This window comes from Arthrobacter sp. sptzw32 (assembly GCF_059089735.1).
Window position 1 is genome coordinate 508,536 of sequence record NZ_JBNHEZ010000001.1, and the last position, 15,522, is coordinate 524,057.

Genomic DNA, 15,522 nt, shown 5'->3' on the forward strand with positions numbered 1-15,522 from the left:
TTCGTTGGTGGTTGCCCGGCGGCTTTCACACTTAGTTGCGCGGGTCGGATTCGAACCGACGACCTCAAAGGTTATGAGCCTTGCGGGCTACCACTGCCCTACCGCGCACCGTGGCTGGTACAGGTCACTACGCCGATTTCGCGCCGAAGCCCTGCCCGGAAGTCTTCGATCAGTGTCTTCCACTCCATGGCCAGCCGCCATGTTGGTCCGATATGCACTTGCCTTTGACCCCTCGGAATTCCCATAGGGTCGGGTTTCCCGCCTCAGCCGTGGGGGACGGCTTTTCAGTGGGGGAAGTTGGTGGTGGCGGGCCCGTGCGGGTCAGTACTCAAGGCTGGATGGGCCGAGCTCGCCGCTTGGAGATCTGTGCAGCAGACACCCGCCACCACGTTTATGCCTACCCGCACTAGGGGGTAGAAACCAAAACGTCTGAGGAGACACTACTCCGCAGACGTGACCAGCCTAGCAGAAAAAGCACCAACAGTGCGTGATATGCGCACGCTCAGACGTTCACGAGTGCATGGGAAAGCCACTGGACGTCATCACCGTGCCACTCCGCACCACACGCCACGCACGAGGCGTCCCACTTTGAGGGGTGCATCATGTCCTCATGCTCATCCCAGCAGTTCATGGTGAGGGCGGGTTCGCGGTCCGGGCCGTGGTACTTGATCCCGCAGGCAGGGCAGGGGCGGTGGAGGCGGCGGCGGGGCTTCTTCGGGTGCAGGAGGGCGGTGATGGCGTCGATCCACTCGGTGGCGAGGTCGGCCAGGTACTGGTCCCAGTCCTCCGGCAGTTCGGTCCACGGCGTTCCGGTGAGGTCGCGGAGGAGGTTCTCCAGCGTCCCCACATAGACGAATCCGCGGTAGAGGCGGTACTCGTTCCGGGCGGCCGTCTCGATGCGGCAGAAGAGATCCACCGCGGAGAGGTTCACGGGGACGGGCTTCCCGGAGTCGCCGCCGGCCTTCCCACCATCGGAACCGGGAGTGCTGGCATTCCGCAGTCTTGTGAGGAGGGGTTGGTGGTATTCGCCGTTGCTGAGGTGTTCGTGGGTGAGTGTGTGGACGTGGACGGCGAAGCTCGGCAAGTGGTTCCCCCTAGAGGCGTGTTTGGAGTCTGGTTCGTGGTTGGCGGCGCTGGGTGAGACGACGGGCCAGCGCCGGATTATGAGCGTAAGCGGCGGGTGTGTTGATGAGCCGGTTCACCTGCTGCCAGTAACGGGTGGGTGTAAGGCCGAACTGCTGCTTTGCCTGGTCTTCGAGGGACCCGGCGTACTTGAAGGATTGTCCGGCGAGGTCGAGCATGGCTTTTTGTTGGTCAGAGAGCATCTCGACGAGCCTATGCATTGGGGCTGACACAAACTGCTTTCGTTGACCCCACCCTGTAGTTTTGGGTGGGCATATTTCGGCTGAGATGGGGTAGTGATGGCGAGTACAATTTGCGGGCGATGCGGAACATTTAGCCACATGACGTTTTTTGGGGCCGCAAACGCCCGCAAGATCAACGACTCGGAATTTTCGTGGCTGGAGAGTGCATTCAAATGCGACTCTTGCCAGCGCCTCAACATCGGCTCGATGAAAGCTAAGAGCGTTCCCAACATAGCTATGCCTGACCAGGTCCGGGCCTGGTGGGACCGACTGGACCCGTTGGAGTGGTCTCCTATTCACGTGAAGGGGCAGGACTACCCTGACGTCCCCATGCACGTCGCGACTCCAGCTTCCGAGGCCCACAGGTGCAGGAGCATCGGAGCTCTCATGTCGTCCATCCTGATGGCCAGGGCTGTTATTGAGTCTGTTGCGAAGGACAAGGGCATCACGTCGGGCAGTCTGTTCAAGAAGATCGATGATATGCACACTGCTGGCCTTATCGACGCCTTCGCTAAGGAGACGGCGCACACCATCCGTGTGTTTGGCAACGATATGGCTCATGGTGACTTCACTGTTGCGGTTGACGCCACTGACGCTGACGGTGTTCTCACTTTCATGGACTTGTTGCTGTATGGGGTGTACCAGTCGAAGGCCCAGCTTCAGAGGCTGAAAGATGCTGCCGCAGCCCGTGCAGCCGCTCAGACCCCGTAGAAGTAGCGTCATGCATATCACTCCAGAGGTCGCCGGGTTGGTCGCCCAGGTGTACCCGACCCTCATCCTCGCCATCCTTATCGAAGGCCGTTTACCTCGCGGCGCCCGTCGTCGGGCTCGCTGGTCCTACTTAACGATCCATGTCACGAAACTCATAGCTGTGACTGGTGGCGCTCTTTCAACGTTCGTGTGTCTTTTCGCGTTCAGCACCAAGGAGGAATCGCTGGGCCTTGACTGGCTTGTCAGTTGCTCGGCTATCGCCATGTTTTTTTCCTTGGCCTTTATGACTGGACTTCTGACTGGTGATGAGAACGAAGAATTAATGCGCTTGTTCCAAAAGCGGGACAAGGCTACTGAGGGCGGCAGCAGAGCGGAAGGCAAAGAGCACTCTGCGTCATGAGGTTCTTCCGGGCCCGTGGCTGGTGCATCCGCAGCGTCGGGTGTCGGCGTCGCGGGTGGTGATGGCGGTACAATTCTCGGCTCCGTGCCAGTGCCCGCAGACGTGGCAGTGCCATCTCACTTGGGGCCGCTTCCGTTAGCCGCGATCATGTCTGGGTATCTCCTGGGTATCGGGCGCTAGGTAGGTTGATCGTGGTTGGTTCCCGCTGGCGTACGGTGTCGGGCAGCCGGCACTCTGCGTCCGCCGGGGCGATCGTGCCGTCCCCTCATTGTCCTCTGAGATGGGGAAGCCGGCGGCTGCCCAGCGTTCGAGTTCGAGGTCCACGTACTCAACAGTCAGCGGCTCGGCGTGGGCGTTCATGCTGCCGCCTGCTTCTGGGCGCCGCAGAACATGCACTGGTCCGCGCCGCCGTAGTACTCAATCGATTCCGGGTCGGCCGGGTACTTGTGGCCGATGGTGGTGTGATCGCAGGGCAGCCATTCGAACTGGGTGACCTGTGTACGGCGGTAGAGGTCGCGGAACCCCGGAAGGATGAACTTGGGCAGCTCGCGGTCTTTCCAGTCTGCCCACCGGTGGTTCGGCCATTCGTCGGTGAGTTCTTGGTACTCGTACCCGCTCACGATTCCGCAGATGGTTTGGTCCCGCTTGATCTCGGCCTTGGTCTGGTCACAGTGCAGGCAGCGGAGCGGCTCGGTTTCAGTGCTCATGCTGTGGCCACTTTGGTGATGGTGTTCCGGAGGTTGGGGTCCATGCGCCGGAGTTTAGCGATGGGGTGCGTGTTCGTGACCGGCTGCCCGAACGTCTCAGCCGCAGCTACAGCGCCGCGGAGGAGTAGCTGGTCGGTCATGCCCTCCACCAGGCGAGCCTGCTGGTCGGCTTCGGCGCCCAGTTTCTGGAGTTCCCCGGCGGTCATGATGCGAGGCCCATGTCATCTTGGACCGTCAAGCCCTCGGGCGGGATGCCACGAGCCCTACGGGCCCGGATGTACGCCTCCAGAGAGGACACCGCCGCGGTCACAACCTCGGGCGCCACCCATTCGCAGGACGCGTCACAGCGCTGGCACAGGTCCCCGATCCGCTTCCTCGTGCCGGGTGCGTCGGCGGACTTCAGCTTCTGCGGCCGTGTGGGGTGGTTGCAGTTGCGGCAGGGCCGGATTGCTTGGGCGTACTCTTTGGCTTTCTGGTCGGCAACAGCGTGGCAGCGGTGGCACATGTTGTTGGCGTATCGGCGGACGGTGCCGGGTGCTTGGGTGAGGGTGTGGCGTGAGGAGCGGAGAAGGCGGCCGCAGGTGCCGGCGCACTTGGTCACGCCCACGTTGTAGGTTCTGACGGTCATGCTCGCACCTCCGGAGAGTAGAGGACTGCGAACGTCTCGCAGTTCTTAATGTGGTCGAGGTAGAGCGGCTGGTAGGTCTGTTCGATGTCCTCGGGCATCTGGTAGGTCATGCGTTCCCGGGGATCGCCTGTCTCCAAGATCCACGCGCCGTCCGGGTCGGTGCAGAATGCCGAGTACAGGATGCCTTCGGTGAGGATGGCTGTGTGGTCGCAGCCGTGCTCGTAGTTCAGGTCGGATAGGTACTCTTCCAGCGCTTCGAATTGTTCGAAGATGACGGGCTGGTTTGGGTTGCTCATTGTTTGTTCCCCCTTCGGGTGGGCCATCCCTGGCCGATGTCTGCTGCTAGTGCCTACTCTACCGCCTACCAGTACCACAAGCAAGCACTGACAGTGCGTGGATTGGTCACGCTTTGCCGGATAGTTCCGCCACGATCCGCCCCGACACGAGATCCGCCGGCCGCCACACACCAGCATCAGCACCCGCCGCCGTCAGGCCAGCCAGCCACTTGAGCTGATCGGGCGAGGTCCGGCCCTTGTCCGTCTTCAGCTCCCGGAAGAGGACCCGTGCCCGACGCGTCGACACGAGGACCAGATCCGGGAACCCAGGAGCTGAACGCCGGGAATCGTGCGTGTGATACGCCAGCTCGAACCCATGCAACTGCGCCACCTCCATCACAATCCCCTGGAACTCCCGCTCAGACATCCCCGGCCGCAAATGAAACCCATATACGCGTTGTTCCCCATGTCCGGTAACGCGCTCAGTGCCTGTCTGCCGCACTATCAGTGCCTTCCGTGGGCATGGAGACGTTCGGGGGTGTTTGCGGCGTTCCTGCCGTGCTGTGGCGGTTCTGGTTGCCCTCGTACTTGGTGTGGTCGTAGGTCTTTGGGCGGGCGTTGAAGTGTTTGGGGTTTTCCATGCGGCGGAGGCGGAGGTATTCGATGGTTTGTTCTTTGGTCCATTGGCGGCCGGGGAAGTATCTGCGGAGGGTTTCCATGTCTACGCCTTCGGTGCGGTGGATTTCTTTGAAGGACCATCCGTCGTCGAGCATGGTTTCGAGTTTGTTGAGGCGGTCCGGGGTCATCTTCTTGGGTGGGATGCCGATGCCGAGTTCGGTGCGGATGCGGCTGATGGTGGAGGGGTGTGCTTCGAGGTGCCTGGCGATGTCTTCGGTTGTCCAGCCTTGGTGGACCAGGCGCTTGACGTCTTGGCGGTCGATCTTGGCTTGGCGGGTTCGGGTGGTGGTCATTTGAGGTCTCCTACGTAGGGCCAGTTAGTTGTGTCCATGCCGAGTGCGGTGCGCAGCTCGAAGGTGGTGACGTGGCAGTAGAGGCTGCCATGCCGGGACTCCGCGAGTTTGATGAGGTCCTTCACAGCGGCCTCCTGCACGGGGGTCATGCTGCGACTGCCTTTGCTGCTCGGTAAGTGCGGATGGCGTGGGTGATGGCATGGAGGCACCAGACGAAGTGGAGGCCGTAGTCGTCGAAGCTGCCCCAGTCCCATGCGTCGTGGTAGTTGAATCCCGGCATGGGGCTCTGGAAGTCCTGCAGGAGGGCGTGGCAGGCGTTCGCATCGTGCCGGTCGCTGTAGTCATCGAGGATCTGGTCCAGGATGGCTTCCCAGACCATGCGGGCATCTTCCGGCTCGAAGTACTCCCGACGTTCCCAGAAGTCCTGGAGGATCTGCTGCTTGAACAGGTCCTCGTCAAACTCCTTCGCCGGGCTCTGCTTATCCACGGCGACCAGCTTCTCTGCCCAGTAGCCCTCGTTGACGTATCCCGGGGCACGACCACCGAAGAACTCGAACATGTCCTCAAGGCGGGCGAAGGTGTAGCTGCCCATGTCGCCCCTGATGGTCAGGTTGCCGGGCCATGTAATGACGTCGAACCAGTACATGCCGGTACCGGGAGCCTTGAAGCGCAGGTGCCGGTAGATGCCCTGGTCTAGCAGGACGGCCATCGCGTGGTCCTCGGTGTCGATGGTGAAACGGCGGAAGTGGTCAGTCTTGGTCATGATTCGGTTTCGCTTTCTGGTGTGTGGTGTTTGCCGAGCATGTTCTCCGGGCGGAGGCCGGCTTTGATGTCTCCCCAGCAGGCCCTGCAGCAGGAGGCCTCGAATGTGGGGTGGTCTTCGCAGGGTTTCCAGCTCCTGGGTGATTGCCAGTCCTCGGGTGCTGTGGCCGTCCAGTGCTTCCCGTCTTGCGGGTAGAAGTTCGGGGTCCGCTTCGCATGAGCCCCAGAGGCGTCCACCTGGGTGGCGTAGTGGGCGAGGGCCCGGACGCAATGCCCGAAGTCCCGACCCGGGAACCCCTCACCCTCGTTCGCTTCCTTGAGCACCAGCCCGGGCTTGTTCGGGATCCAGTCCGGGCGGGTGTTCGTCATGATGGCGGTCAGCCTCGCGCCTTCCTGGTCCGTGAGCTTGTACATGGATTTCTCCTTGATCAAATGTGAATCGTCGTGCGTCCCGGTGGGCCTATCACCTAAGCGACGATCGACCGATTTCTTTACCCCAAGGTCTTTAGAACTGGAGTGGCACCTGGGTGAGTTAAGTACTTGGTCTTGGTCTTGGTCTTGGGCACTTGTGCCGCCGCCGTTCTTCTGGCGTTCGGAACGGTGACGGAACGGCGTTCCTTATCCGTTCTTGCCGTGTTCTTCCTGCCACTTTCGTTTGCGGTCTGCGGCTTTCTTTTTGTCGATCAGGACCTGTTCCCGTGTGCGCTGGTATTCGGCCCATGCCCGGAACTGCCAACCGTCCTCGGTGACGTCCCAGAACCCTGCCTTGACGAGCTTCCCGGCGAGGGTCTTGCCGCGGGGCCAGGAGTCCACGAACCATTCCGGCACTGCACCGTCCGTGAGGTAGTCGGTGCAGTAGGTCCCGGCCAGGGTCCACAGTCCGATCGCTTCGAGCCCTGCGGCCCTCGACTTCGGGTGTGAGTGCATCTTGTCGTCTGCGTTGAACCACGCCATTTCATTCACTCCAGTTCGGGACCCGGCGGGTCCAGTGCCAACTGCCGTATTCGCATTCATAGAACCGACACACCTCCAGCAGCGCGTCGGGCCCTGCGATCTCCCGTCTAAGGCGTCTGGCCTCGTCCCTGGTGGAGGAGTAGACCTTCCCGCATTGGCAGGTATACAAGTGCGGTTTTCGGTGCTGGACCCGGTACGCCTGCTTCGTGCTCAAGCTGCCACCTGTCGTTCTGCTGCACGTGGCTGGTGGAGAGGACAGGGAGCGGGCTCTCCGCAGGCTTGGCATTGTGCGTAGTAGCCGCGGGTGGAGTTCCATCGACTGATGGTTCTTGCGTCGTGCCTGAGTGGTTCACGGCAAGCTGTGCGCTGGACGGCCGATGCCAGCCCTGCGAGGAAGTCCAGTGTGAGCGGCTCGGTGTCCAGTTCGGGCGCCTTGACCTTGGTTCGGAGCGCGTTGCCTGATTTCAGGATGAGGCCCCAGTCTTCGGGCAGTTCGCCCGGCTTCACGATGGAGGCGTCAGGGATGACGAGCCACCAGAAGTTGCAGTACCGCTTGATGCGCTCGGCCTTGGTTGGGTCCCGCAATTCGGTGAGCCAGTCAGATCGGGAGACTTTCACCTCGTGCCCGTGCATTGCCTGTGAGCTGCTGTACTTGTCGATGGCGATGAAGTCAGCAATGCTCAGCAGCTCCCGGTAGTCCTGAGTGCTGCGGACGTGTTCGGCCCGGGTCCAGCGGTCCGCTATCGTGCCTTGCCTTTCGGTGTTGTAACGGGCAAGCAGCAGATCCAGCATGTCCCGTTCGGTAATTGCGTTCATCGAATGTCCTTCCAAGGGGGTGGGGGGGCTCCCACTAGTGGCGTGGGAGCCCCGGGTGTTGCGCGTGGCCCGGTTCTGCAGGCGCTGCGGCGCGGGTCTACTTGGTGCAGCCGGCGCACTCTTCGGTGCGGTTTAGCGGCTTGTCGCACGAGGAGCGGAGGATGATGTCCGTCTGCCGGCGGGGGATGTTCAGGACCGGCTTGGGCGGCTTGAGGGCAATGGTCTTCACGCCGCGGCCTCTTCACCACGGTGGGTGATGTGCTTCCGGATGTTGTGGGGCTGCAGCCCTGACCAGTGGCGTTCCCCTTCAGGGGCGGAGACGACGACAGTGGGCGCCTGCTTATAGCCCAAGGTCTCGGTCACGTAGCGGTATGCGGCCTGGTCCTGCTCCATGTCCACTTCGGTGTACTCAATTCCGGCGCGGTCCAGGAGTTCTTTGGTCTTGCCGCAACCCCAGCACTCGGACTTGGTGTAGACAGTGACTGCTACGCCGTCGCGGGCTTCGATGCGAGGTGTGAGGTCGGTGATGGTCAAAACGTGTTCCTATCTGGGGGTTCAGGTGGCGGGCCTGAGCGCCCGCCACCAGGGGTTTAGAACGGGGGTTCAGTGTCGGGGCCGTTGCCCCAGCCGCCGGCAGTGGCGGTGGAGTTACCCGCCCACTGGTCCTGCTGCTGGTTACCGCCCCAGTTACCGGAGGCTGCCTGGTTGTTACCACCGCCCTGAGTGCTGCGCTGGGTGCGGTTCACCTTGGCGTTCGCGCTCCGGAGGCTCGGCCCGATTTCGTCCACTTCGAGCTCCATGGAGGTGCGCTTTTCGCCCTCTTTGGTCTCGTAGCTGCGGGACTTCAAGCGGCCCTGGGCGATGACGCGCATGCCCTTGGTCAGGGACTCCGCAACGTTCTCGGCCGCTTCCTTCCAGACCGCGGCCCGGAGGAAGAGGGTCTCCCCGTCCTTCCACTCGTTGCTGTTCCGATCAAAGGTCCGCGGGGTGGAAGCAATGGTGAAGTTCGACACCGCGCTACCGCTCGGGGTGAAACGGAGTTCCGGGTCGTTGGTCAGGTTGCCGATCACTGTGATCGTTGTTTCGCCGGCCATGTTTAGGCTGCTTTCTGTAGTGGTTGGTGCTGCATGTCGAGGTAGTTGCCGGCGTCGTCCAGGAAGACAAAGGCGCCGAGCTTGGGGATGTAGACGGGGAGGGTGTCGATCTCGTGGTCCGTGCGGAGCTTCCAGCCGTTCTTCCGGGCTTGGGCTGCGAGGTCCGGCATGTCTTCCACGAGGGTGTTCCAGCGGGAGCAGACCAGGAGGCCGTTCGCTACCCGGTTGCGGGACTTCACCCCGCCGGCGCCGCGGCCCTTCCGGTGATGGTGCAGGAGATCCCCGACGCATTCCCCGCCCGCGCCGTGGATGACGCATCCGAGGTCACGGGTGGAGATGGTGATCTTCTGCTGCCGGGTGAAGCCGGTGTTCTTGCTCATGCCGCCCCCTGCTGCCCGGCCGGCTGAGCGGCCCACTCGGACTTGATTGCTGAGTTGAGGGACCGTCCGATGTCGAGCCGGTCGCGGAGGACTCGGATGGACTCCCGGGCCGCCCGGAGCTTCTGGTCAGCGATCTCGGCGTCCAGCTTGTAGGATGCTGCGTCGATGATGGACTGGTGCTTCCGGACATCCATTGGCCCCTCTGCCTGGAGGAAGGAGCGGGAGAGGCTGATCTCGTACCGTGAGCGGAGCCGGACCGCTTCCTCATCAAGACGGCTAATCTCGCCCTGCTTGGCGTCCAACTCCCGGCCCAGACGGGCCAGGAGGAGGACGACATCGTTGGCGGTGGGAGTGGTCACGCAGCGGCTGCCTGCTGGTGAGCCTCAATTTGGGGGAGTGCGGAACCGGCAGCAAGGTCGTTGAGGAGTCCCCGTCGGTACGCGGTGGCGATCTTCTCCCGACCGTCCTTGGCGTAGGTAATGGTGAAGGACGAGGGAGCCTTGCCCGGGACACGGCGGACACCGGGGATGACTTCGCCGGTGACGACGTCGATAAGTTCCCCGTCGTCTCCCTCGATGGCGTTCTTGATCTTCTCGGCCAACCAGGAGGCCCGAACCTTCTTTACGATCCGCTTCCGGGTGGCCGGGATGACTTCCTCATCAATGCCGCCCTGAGCTTCCGCCCACTCGAAGAGGGCCGCCTCGTCCACGGTCTGGTCCGAAGGCTTCCCCTCCGGCAGGGTGATGTTTCCGACGCGGGTCCCGTCCGGGAGGACGATGGCGAAGGACTTGGTGCCCTCCTCCTCGTACTTCTCCAGCAGCTGCTCCAGGTGCTCGCCCCGGGCGTCCTTCATGTAGTCCATGAGGGCGTCCGCGAAGGTCTTGATGAGGGCAATGCGGAGGTTCTCGGTCTTGATGCTCATGCTGCTGCGCTCCGTTCCCGCAGGGCTTTGCCTGCCGCGGTGATCTTGTCGATGGTTTCTTGAGGGGCTTTCATGCCGTTGGCCTTGGCGAGGAGATCCAGGAGCATGTCCCGGCTGTTCTTCGCGGCATCCAGCAGCGCGTCCCAGTTGGGCTGCTCCTGCCGGTACTGGCTGAGGCTTACCGCTGCAGCGTCCCCACTCTGATGCTGCTGCTGGACCGCTACCGGCCGCTGCTCCTGAGCGGAAGCGGTGGCGTCCACGTCGGCGTGCTGCCGGGGAGCGGTTGCTCCCTCTTCACCGAGGCCCAAGGTGGTCCACAGCTCGTGCACGGTGAAGTTCTTGTAGGACTTCCGCTCATCCAGGCGGACGTCCATCTTCAAAGACCGAGCACCGGTGATGAAGGTTTCCCCACGGGCGGGCATCTCCACGACAATCCCGACGTCGTAGGGCAGGGACTTCTGGGACTTGATCTTGGAGGTCTTCTCCTTGGTCGGTTTCCCGGAATCGTCCAGGACGGTGACGACGTCGAGGCGTGCCGTGACCAGAGACGGGCCCTCGTGACGGCGGAGGACGTTGACCACGGACTGCCACCGGTCCGTTGCCCGGTTCCAGAGGTCCATGCCGATGGGGGAGTCCTGGTCCGGGTTGTTGTTCTTCCGGCGGCGGTTCGCCAGGACCTGTGCCTCATCCGACAGGAGTTCCCAGAGGCGGGTGGCCGAGTCGAGGATGATCAGGTTGGGCTTGCCGTCTACCCGCGGTGCTGCGGCTGCTGCTTCGAGGGCGGCGAGGATTGAGCGGTAGGTCCCGTCATGCTGGGCGATCTTGAAGCGGGCCCCGGGGATTGCGCCGTACTCGTCCGGGTCGTCCTCGCCCACGCCGATCCAGAAGGTTTCTCCGATGAGGTCAGAGGAGGATGCGAGGGCGCATGAGTAGGACTTGCCGGCCTTCTCCGCTCCGGCGATGAGGGTGATGGGCCACGGGGGTTTGCCTGTGGGCTCTCGGAAAGTGGTCATCGGGCTTCCTTCTGGTCTATGTCGTCGCACTGGCAGTTGCCGTTGCAGGTGTGGGAGTCGCAGTTGGGGCATAGGCCGTAGCCGCGGCAGAAACAGATCACAGTCCCACCGCCAGTGCGATGGCGGCCGGGATGGCGTGGGCGAGGACCAGCCAGGCGGCCAGTGCGAGGACGAGGACCGCGAAGCGGACGGTGGACCGGACCCGGAGCTGGCGGGGGCTCACGCTGCAAGCTCCATGGTGGGGATGAAGACATCCCGGCCACCGAAGGGGAAGGACGTGATGACGTCGCGGACGGCGGTGAGGAGGTCGCCCTCAAAGCGCTCGATCAGGTCCTCCCGGTCATTCGCGTCCAGGTCCATGTGGGTGCCGTTCTCCACTTTGCGGAGATCATCGAGGGACTGCAGGGCGGCGGCGACGTAGTTGGGTTCGGGCTTGATGCCCAGGAGTCCACTGATGTCGTAGGCCAGGGCCTCTTCGTCCTGCCACTCGTTCGGGTAACGCTCGAAGTAGTTGACGATGGTGGCGCGGGCAGCGGTTTCGGCCTGCCGTTTCGTGAAGTGGTAGGTGTACATCGGGTATCCTTCCGGTAGATGAGCTTCTTGCTTGTTCATGGGTCCCGCGATGCTTTGGCCGGCTGCGGGGCCCTTTTCTATTGGGTGAAGATGGCGGTGGACCGGATCTTCTTGTTCCTGGCCCTGCGGTCTTCCTTGCTCTGCCGCGGCGCCTGCTGGCCTTTGTTGCGGATCGCTTCGATGTCTTCCTCTCCGAAGCGGATCTGTGTCCCGTCCCGCCAGGCTGGCCACTTGTTCCCGCGGACCCTGCGGCGGACGGTCTCTTCGCAGACCCGGAACATGGTGGCTACCTCGGGGACTGTGTAGTAGGTGGTCACGATGCGATCCATTCCCGGAGGATGCCGCCGTGCCGTGACCGGTGCTTCGAGTTGCTGATCCCTGCCTGCTGGATGAGGCCGCGGGAGCGGGCGATCTTGAACGCGGTTCCCACTTTGTTGGGGTGGGGTGCTGGGCGGTGGTTTCTCCGCAGGTCGTCGGCAGTGACAGTTCCTCCCCGGCGGGCGAGTTCCGCGATCCTCTCCACGGCTTCTTCGGTCCAACTGGTGTCTTCCAGGGCCATTCCTTGTGTCATGTCGGCGTGTCCTTTCTCAGGCTGCTTGTAGACGCTGTGAGCGCGTGGTTTGCCGCTTGGCAGACGGCGCAACGGGCTCGAAAAGGACCTCAAGAGGGATGTTGAGTACCTCCGCGATGCGGGATGCCGTCTCCGGTTCCAGGCAGCGGCGCCGGCCGCTGGTGAGGTGGTTGATGAATGACGGATGGACGCCGACGCGGTCAGCCAGACCACGCTGGGTCATCTTGTGCGGGATCGGGGCCCCGGCCTTGTGGGCTTCGATGTCCTTCTGCGTGATGAGGAATGCGCGGAGTGCTTCCTTTGAGACCAGTCGCATGTACGTTCCTTTCGGCCAACGGGCCTTAGTGCGCCAGGGTGACATGAGCTCTCCTTCTGTTTCGGTAGGCGGTTTGCCTGTTATCTGCTGCCCTTTGAGTATTGCCTACCGGTAGGCGTTGCGTCAAGCACTGACAGTGCGTGTTTTCCGCACCGCTACTAATCAGTAGAGGGATGGGGGGTTATTTCTGGTAGGCGGAACCTAAAATTAGGTGTACCGCCTATCGGTAGGCATAGTGCCCACTACCGGCGTTGCGCCCCAAGGCAGCCCACAGGAAAGCTCAGAGCATGACCACGAACGCAGGCCCCAACTTCCAGCAGCTCGTCCTGATGCACAAGCGGGACGACTCCTACGAGACGATCTCCAAACGCGCCGGAGGCGTCCCCAAAGCACGCGCACTACAGTCCATCGTCAAAGACGGCTTCACCCGCATGCCCTCACCGGAGACCTTCGCCGGACTCTCCAAAGCCTTCAGCATCAGCCCCCGCGAACTCGTCCTGGCAGCTGCCCGGACCCTTGGCGTCGACGTCGGAGACGACCGGGACGCGGACCTCGTCCTCTGGGGCGCTGGACGCCTCCCGCAGGAGTCCCAGGATGTCCTCCGAAACACGGCCGGGGAACTCATGAACTGGATGGACGGCAGCCGGCGCAAGTCAGTCGAAGCTAACTCCGACAATGTTGTGCAGTTCCCCACATCCAAGTCCGAGCCCTCCCGCATCGACTTCGCCAAGATGGCCGGCATGACTGAGCCTGAATCCGAGGGAAAACGGGAAGCAGCACACTCGGCAAAGCGCGGCGAGGAATCCCAGGAACGGGAGTAACAAACCGGCGCTTGTCGGTACCGTCCCCTATGGTGGCGGCATGGAATCGGGGGAACGCTTGGCTGAGTCGATGGGTGTGCGTATCGTCACCCACCGCCTGCCCGGGTTCCTTGTTGCCGCCACGGACGGCAGGACCATTTACTTGGATGACCGCCTCACCTACCGGGAGCGGCGCTGCGCTATCTACCACGAGCTGGTCCACATCGAGGCAGGGCACCGAGACTGCCAACCGCCGGCCATCGAGAAGAAGGTCCGTGCTGCTGCCGCTGCCCGTCTCGTGTCCTGGGAAGCGGTATGGGAACACGCGCCGTGGGCGCACTCGCTCGATGAGTTGGCCGAGGACGTCATGGTGACCCGAAGCGTTCTCTCGGATTGGATCGGGAGCCTCTCGGAGGAGGCCAGGACGCGCCTGCAGCGGCGCTTCGAATGCTCCGTATAGCCTGTGCACAATGTGCACAGGAAGCGTCTTATCCGGTTGTAGATGGTAGTTTCGAGTCGTACGGACTCGCGGAATGTAGGCATTTTCCGGGGCTATAGCTGGTGGCTGGGGCGGTTCAATTCCCCCCATCTCCACATTTGATATGCGTCGGCACATCCTTACGGATGGGCCGACTCATCAGATAACACCCCGGTCTGCGGACCGGGGTGTTTTTCTTTGCCCGTGGCAGGTGCCCGCGCGCTGCAAGTCCCCGCGTCCAGGCATCGTTCACCCAAGGCGTAGCGCAGGCGGGACTAGTGGCAGCCGCCCGGTCGTTGTCTCGGGTAGGACCCGGACGTGCAGACCGCCGGGATCCGGCTACATGCAGGAGGTGCCCCATGAACCAAAGCAGCGAGCCAGTTTCGGAAGCGCCCGACGTCGACGCGCTGGATTCGTATTCGCAGACAGTCATGCGCGTGGCCGCCGCCGTTACACCTCACGTTGCCGCCTTGGAGATGTCTGCCCCGCGCCGCAACGGCCGCATGCGTGTAGGAGCCGGTTCGGCCGTGCTTTTCACCGAAGACGGCTACCTTCTGACCAATGCCCACGTGGTAGCCGGTACCCAGCGCGGGCACGCGGTGTTCGCCGATGGCAGCCGGATGGAGCTGGAGCTTGTGGGCGCCGATCCGTTGTCCGATCTTGCTGTAGTTCACGGCAGACCACCGCGGATACCACCGGCGCAGTTCGGCGCTGCGGAGTCTTTGCGGGTAGGCCAGCTCGTGGTGGCCGTGGGCAACCCCTTGGGCCTGTCCGGTTCGGTGACGGCGGGAGTAGTCAGCGGTCTCGGCCGGGCCATTCCTGTCTGGTCCGCCGGCAACAGGCGGGTCATCGAGGATGTCATCCAAACAGACGCCGCGCTGAACCCGGGCAACTCCGGCGGAGCGCTGGCGGATACGCACAGCCGAATCGTTGGCATCAACACTGCAGTTGCAGGTGCCGGCCTTGGCCTGGCGATCCCCATCAACGCCACCACCCAGCGCATCATCTCGGCCCTGCTCAAGGATGGACGGGTACGCAGGGCCTACCTTGGCCTCGTCAGCACGCCAACCCGGCTCACCCCCAGTGCCGTCATCAGAACGGGCCAGCGGGATGCGCTGCGGGTGGTGGAGGTGCTTCCCGGTTCTCCGGCGGACAAGGCAGGCCTGGCAGCAGGGGACATCCTCCTTGCCGCCGGCGGACGCCCTGTCAGCGATGCCGAAAGCCTTCAGCGGCTGCTCTTCTCGGACGCCATCGGCGAACCCCTCCAGCTCGCGGTGCTCCGGGACGGCACGGAAATCCGTCTCATCGCCGTCCCCGAAGAGATGACCAGCAACGGAAAGTAACGTGCACGGTGCGGTGGCCGCAGATGCCGTGGCTGGTGTAGCGCTAGTCCTGCCCCGGCACGTCCGCAATGCCCACGAAACGCGTGCCGACGCCGTCGAACTCGCTGCGGACGTATCCCTCGCGCACGCGCGGAACATCCTCAGGCCGATGGTGGCCGCACACAACGTAGGTAAAGTCGGGCCACCACTTCTTTGGCCGCGCTGCTTCTTCGTATCCACAGACGGCGCACTCAAGATGGACCCAGACAGCCCGCTTGCCGGTACGGTTGGCGCGGGACTGGACCAGCCAGGGCGGCGGGTTGTCCAGGATCTCGCCCAGTTCGGCCTCGGTCATCCACTTTGGAAGGCCGTGGCGCTGGGCCATTTCCATCGGTACATCAAGGGCAATGGCCGCGTCACGTCTGCTAATCATCACCATCCACCATACGGGAGCCTGCCAAATCG

The 15,522-nt window shown here is 63.0% G+C and carries 31 protein-coding genes and 1 tRNA gene; 5 read left to right on the forward strand and 27 right to left on the reverse strand.

All coding sequences use genetic code 11. The features are described from left to right. Window positions 1–35: 35 nt before the first annotated feature. The 3 genes from AC5RVN_RS02385 to AC5RVN_RS02395 form a co-directional block, all read right to left on the reverse strand. A tRNA-Met gene (locus AC5RVN_RS02385) sits at window positions 36–108 on the reverse strand. A gap of 394 nt (window positions 109–502) precedes the next feature. Then, window positions 503–1,084 carry a hypothetical protein gene (locus AC5RVN_RS02390; protein WP_494136986.1) on the reverse strand — a complete coding sequence of 194 codons (582 nt, stop codon included), beginning with the start codon at window positions 1,082–1,084 and terminating at the stop codon, window positions 503–505. Between the two features lie 10 nt (window positions 1,085–1,094). Continuing rightward, on the reverse strand, window positions 1,095–1,325 hold the full coding sequence (locus tag AC5RVN_RS02395) for a DUF3263 domain-containing protein (RefSeq protein ID WP_494136987.1): 231 nt from the start codon (window positions 1,323–1,325) through the stop codon (window positions 1,095–1,097). 138 nt (window positions 1,326–1,463) lie between these two features. On the opposite strand from AC5RVN_RS02395, the gene AC5RVN_RS02400 reads away from it, so the two are divergent. After that, the gene (locus AC5RVN_RS02400) at window positions 1,464–2,075 is read left to right on the forward strand and encodes a DUF4145 domain-containing protein (RefSeq protein WP_494136988.1); all 612 of its coding nucleotides are present in this window, start codon (window positions 1,464–1,466) and stop codon (window positions 2,073–2,075) included. A gap of 10 nt (window positions 2,076–2,085) precedes the next feature. Beyond that, window positions 2,086–2,475 (forward strand): hypothetical protein, encoded by a 390-nt coding sequence (locus AC5RVN_RS02405; protein WP_494136989.1) that lies wholly within the window; start codon window positions 2,086–2,088, stop codon window positions 2,473–2,475. A gap of 356 nt (window positions 2,476–2,831) precedes the next feature. Here AC5RVN_RS02405 and AC5RVN_RS02410 read toward each other — a convergent pair whose 3' ends face one another. The 23 genes from AC5RVN_RS02410 to AC5RVN_RS02520 form a co-directional block, all read right to left on the reverse strand. Continuing rightward, window positions 2,832–3,182, reverse strand: coding sequence for a hypothetical protein (locus tag AC5RVN_RS02410; protein ID WP_494136990.1), 351 nt, complete (start codon window positions 3,180–3,182; stop codon window positions 2,832–2,834). Next, window positions 3,179–3,388 carry a hypothetical protein gene (locus tag AC5RVN_RS02415; protein WP_494136991.1) on the reverse strand — a complete coding sequence of 70 codons (210 nt, stop codon included), beginning with the start codon at window positions 3,386–3,388 and terminating at the stop codon, window positions 3,179–3,181. Before AC5RVN_RS02415 ends, AC5RVN_RS02410 begins: the two co-directional genes overlap by 4 nt. Continuing rightward, the gene (locus tag AC5RVN_RS02420; protein ID WP_494136992.1) at window positions 3,385–3,810 is read right to left on the reverse strand and encodes a hypothetical protein; all 426 of its coding nucleotides are present in this window, start codon (window positions 3,808–3,810) and stop codon (window positions 3,385–3,387) included. The genes AC5RVN_RS02415 and AC5RVN_RS02420 overlap by 4 nt, the downstream gene beginning before the upstream one ends. Then, window positions 3,807–4,106, reverse strand: coding sequence for a hypothetical protein (locus AC5RVN_RS02425; protein ID WP_494136993.1), 300 nt, complete (start codon window positions 4,104–4,106; stop codon window positions 3,807–3,809). The genes AC5RVN_RS02420 and AC5RVN_RS02425 overlap by 4 nt, the downstream gene beginning before the upstream one ends. A gap of 106 nt (window positions 4,107–4,212) precedes the next feature. Continuing rightward, window positions 4,213–4,512, reverse strand: a complete 300-nt coding sequence (locus AC5RVN_RS02430; RefSeq protein ID WP_494136994.1) for a VRR-NUC domain-containing protein — start codon at window positions 4,510–4,512, stop codon at window positions 4,213–4,215. A 55-nt stretch (window positions 4,513–4,567) separates the two neighbouring features. Continuing rightward, complete coding sequence (locus tag AC5RVN_RS02435; RefSeq protein ID WP_494136995.1) at window positions 4,568–5,056, reverse strand: helix-turn-helix domain-containing protein; 489 nt, start codon at window positions 5,054–5,056, stop codon at window positions 4,568–4,570. Beyond that, entirely contained in the window at window positions 5,053–5,205 is a 153-nt protein-coding gene (locus tag AC5RVN_RS02440; protein ID WP_494136996.1) for a hypothetical protein, read from the reverse strand. Before AC5RVN_RS02440 ends, AC5RVN_RS02435 begins: the two co-directional genes overlap by 4 nt. Then, window positions 5,202–5,819, reverse strand: coding sequence for a hypothetical protein (locus AC5RVN_RS02445; RefSeq protein ID WP_494136997.1), 618 nt, complete (start codon window positions 5,817–5,819; stop codon window positions 5,202–5,204). Before AC5RVN_RS02445 ends, AC5RVN_RS02440 begins: the two co-directional genes overlap by 4 nt. Continuing rightward, the gene (locus AC5RVN_RS02450; protein WP_494136998.1) at window positions 5,816–6,232 is read right to left on the reverse strand and encodes a hypothetical protein; all 417 of its coding nucleotides are present in this window, start codon (window positions 6,230–6,232) and stop codon (window positions 5,816–5,818) included. Before AC5RVN_RS02450 ends, AC5RVN_RS02445 begins: the two co-directional genes overlap by 4 nt. A 204-nt stretch (window positions 6,233–6,436) precedes the next feature. Then, on the reverse strand, window positions 6,437–6,772 hold the full coding sequence (locus AC5RVN_RS02455) for a hypothetical protein (RefSeq protein WP_494136999.1): 336 nt from the start codon (window positions 6,770–6,772) through the stop codon (window positions 6,437–6,439). Between the two features lie 210 nt (window positions 6,773–6,982). Beyond that, entirely contained in the window at window positions 6,983–7,588 is a 606-nt protein-coding gene (locus AC5RVN_RS02460; RefSeq protein ID WP_494137000.1) for a hypothetical protein, read from the reverse strand. Between the two features lie 97 nt (window positions 7,589–7,685). Next, a complete protein-coding gene (locus tag AC5RVN_RS02465; protein ID WP_494137001.1) occupies window positions 7,686–7,817 on the reverse strand; it encodes a hypothetical protein in 132 nt (43 codons plus the stop codon). Continuing rightward, window positions 7,814–8,122: a glutaredoxin family protein gene (locus AC5RVN_RS02470; RefSeq protein ID WP_494137002.1), complete on the reverse strand. Its 309-nt coding sequence runs from the start codon at window positions 8,120–8,122 to the stop codon at window positions 7,814–7,816. The genes AC5RVN_RS02465 and AC5RVN_RS02470 overlap by 4 nt, the downstream gene beginning before the upstream one ends. Before the next feature lie 56 nt (window positions 8,123–8,178). Further along, window positions 8,179–8,682: a single-stranded DNA-binding protein gene (locus tag AC5RVN_RS02475; protein WP_494137003.1), complete on the reverse strand. Its 504-nt coding sequence runs from the start codon at window positions 8,680–8,682 to the stop codon at window positions 8,179–8,181. 2 nt (window positions 8,683–8,684) lie between these two features. Further along, on the reverse strand, window positions 8,685–9,062 hold the full coding sequence (locus tag AC5RVN_RS02480) for a hypothetical protein (protein WP_494137004.1): 378 nt from the start codon (window positions 9,060–9,062) through the stop codon (window positions 8,685–8,687). Next, complete coding sequence (locus AC5RVN_RS02485; protein ID WP_494137005.1) at window positions 9,059–9,421, reverse strand: hypothetical protein; 363 nt, start codon at window positions 9,419–9,421, stop codon at window positions 9,059–9,061. Before AC5RVN_RS02485 ends, AC5RVN_RS02480 begins: the two co-directional genes overlap by 4 nt. Continuing rightward, window positions 9,418–9,984 (reverse strand): hypothetical protein, encoded by a 567-nt coding sequence (locus AC5RVN_RS02490; RefSeq protein ID WP_494137006.1) that lies wholly within the window; start codon window positions 9,982–9,984, stop codon window positions 9,418–9,420. Before AC5RVN_RS02490 ends, AC5RVN_RS02485 begins: the two co-directional genes overlap by 4 nt. Further along, window positions 9,981–10,997: a hypothetical protein gene (locus tag AC5RVN_RS02495; RefSeq protein WP_494137007.1), complete on the reverse strand. Its 1,017-nt coding sequence runs from the start codon at window positions 10,995–10,997 to the stop codon at window positions 9,981–9,983. The genes AC5RVN_RS02490 and AC5RVN_RS02495 overlap by 4 nt, the downstream gene beginning before the upstream one ends. Before the next feature lie 97 nt (window positions 10,998–11,094). Further along, complete coding sequence (locus tag AC5RVN_RS02500) at window positions 11,095–11,220, reverse strand: hypothetical protein (protein WP_494137008.1); 126 nt, start codon at window positions 11,218–11,220, stop codon at window positions 11,095–11,097. Further along, window positions 11,217–11,570 carry a hypothetical protein gene (locus tag AC5RVN_RS02505; RefSeq protein WP_494137009.1) on the reverse strand — a complete coding sequence of 118 codons (354 nt, stop codon included), beginning with the start codon at window positions 11,568–11,570 and terminating at the stop codon, window positions 11,217–11,219. Before AC5RVN_RS02505 ends, AC5RVN_RS02500 begins: the two co-directional genes overlap by 4 nt. A 77-nt stretch (window positions 11,571–11,647) precedes the next feature. After that, on the reverse strand, window positions 11,648–11,899 hold the full coding sequence (locus AC5RVN_RS02510; RefSeq protein WP_494137010.1) for a helix-turn-helix domain-containing protein: 252 nt from the start codon (window positions 11,897–11,899) through the stop codon (window positions 11,648–11,650). Beyond that, window positions 11,884–12,141: a hypothetical protein gene (locus tag AC5RVN_RS02515; RefSeq protein ID WP_494137011.1), complete on the reverse strand. Its 258-nt coding sequence runs from the start codon at window positions 12,139–12,141 to the stop codon at window positions 11,884–11,886. Before AC5RVN_RS02515 ends, AC5RVN_RS02510 begins: the two co-directional genes overlap by 16 nt. Before the next feature lie 16 nt (window positions 12,142–12,157). Beyond that, the gene (locus AC5RVN_RS02520; protein WP_494137012.1) at window positions 12,158–12,457 is read right to left on the reverse strand and encodes a helix-turn-helix transcriptional regulator; all 300 of its coding nucleotides are present in this window, start codon (window positions 12,455–12,457) and stop codon (window positions 12,158–12,160) included. A gap of 287 nt (window positions 12,458–12,744) precedes the next feature. On the opposite strand from AC5RVN_RS02520, the gene AC5RVN_RS02525 reads away from it, so the two are divergent. The 3 genes from AC5RVN_RS02525 (at window position 12,745) to AC5RVN_RS02535 (ending at window position 15,078) form a co-directional block, all read left to right on the forward strand. Continuing rightward, window positions 12,745–13,278, forward strand: a complete 534-nt coding sequence (locus AC5RVN_RS02525) for a hypothetical protein (RefSeq protein WP_494137013.1) — start codon at window positions 12,745–12,747, stop codon at window positions 13,276–13,278. Window positions 13,279–13,318: 40 nt separating this feature from the next. Next, on the forward strand, window positions 13,319–13,717 hold the full coding sequence (locus AC5RVN_RS02530) for an ImmA/IrrE family metallo-endopeptidase (RefSeq protein ID WP_494137014.1): 399 nt from the start codon (window positions 13,319–13,321) through the stop codon (window positions 13,715–13,717). 377 nt (window positions 13,718–14,094) lie between these two features. Next, window positions 14,095–15,078 carry a S1C family serine protease gene (locus AC5RVN_RS02535; RefSeq protein WP_494105393.1) on the forward strand — a complete coding sequence of 328 codons (984 nt, stop codon included), beginning with the start codon at window positions 14,095–14,097 and terminating at the stop codon, window positions 15,076–15,078. Between the two features lie 43 nt (window positions 15,079–15,121). Here the strand turns inward: AC5RVN_RS02535 and AC5RVN_RS02540 are convergent, their stop codons facing one another. Further along, window positions 15,122–15,490, reverse strand: coding sequence for a hypothetical protein (locus AC5RVN_RS02540; protein WP_494040097.1), 369 nt, complete (start codon window positions 15,488–15,490; stop codon window positions 15,122–15,124). Window positions 15,491–15,522: the final 32 nt, after the last annotated feature.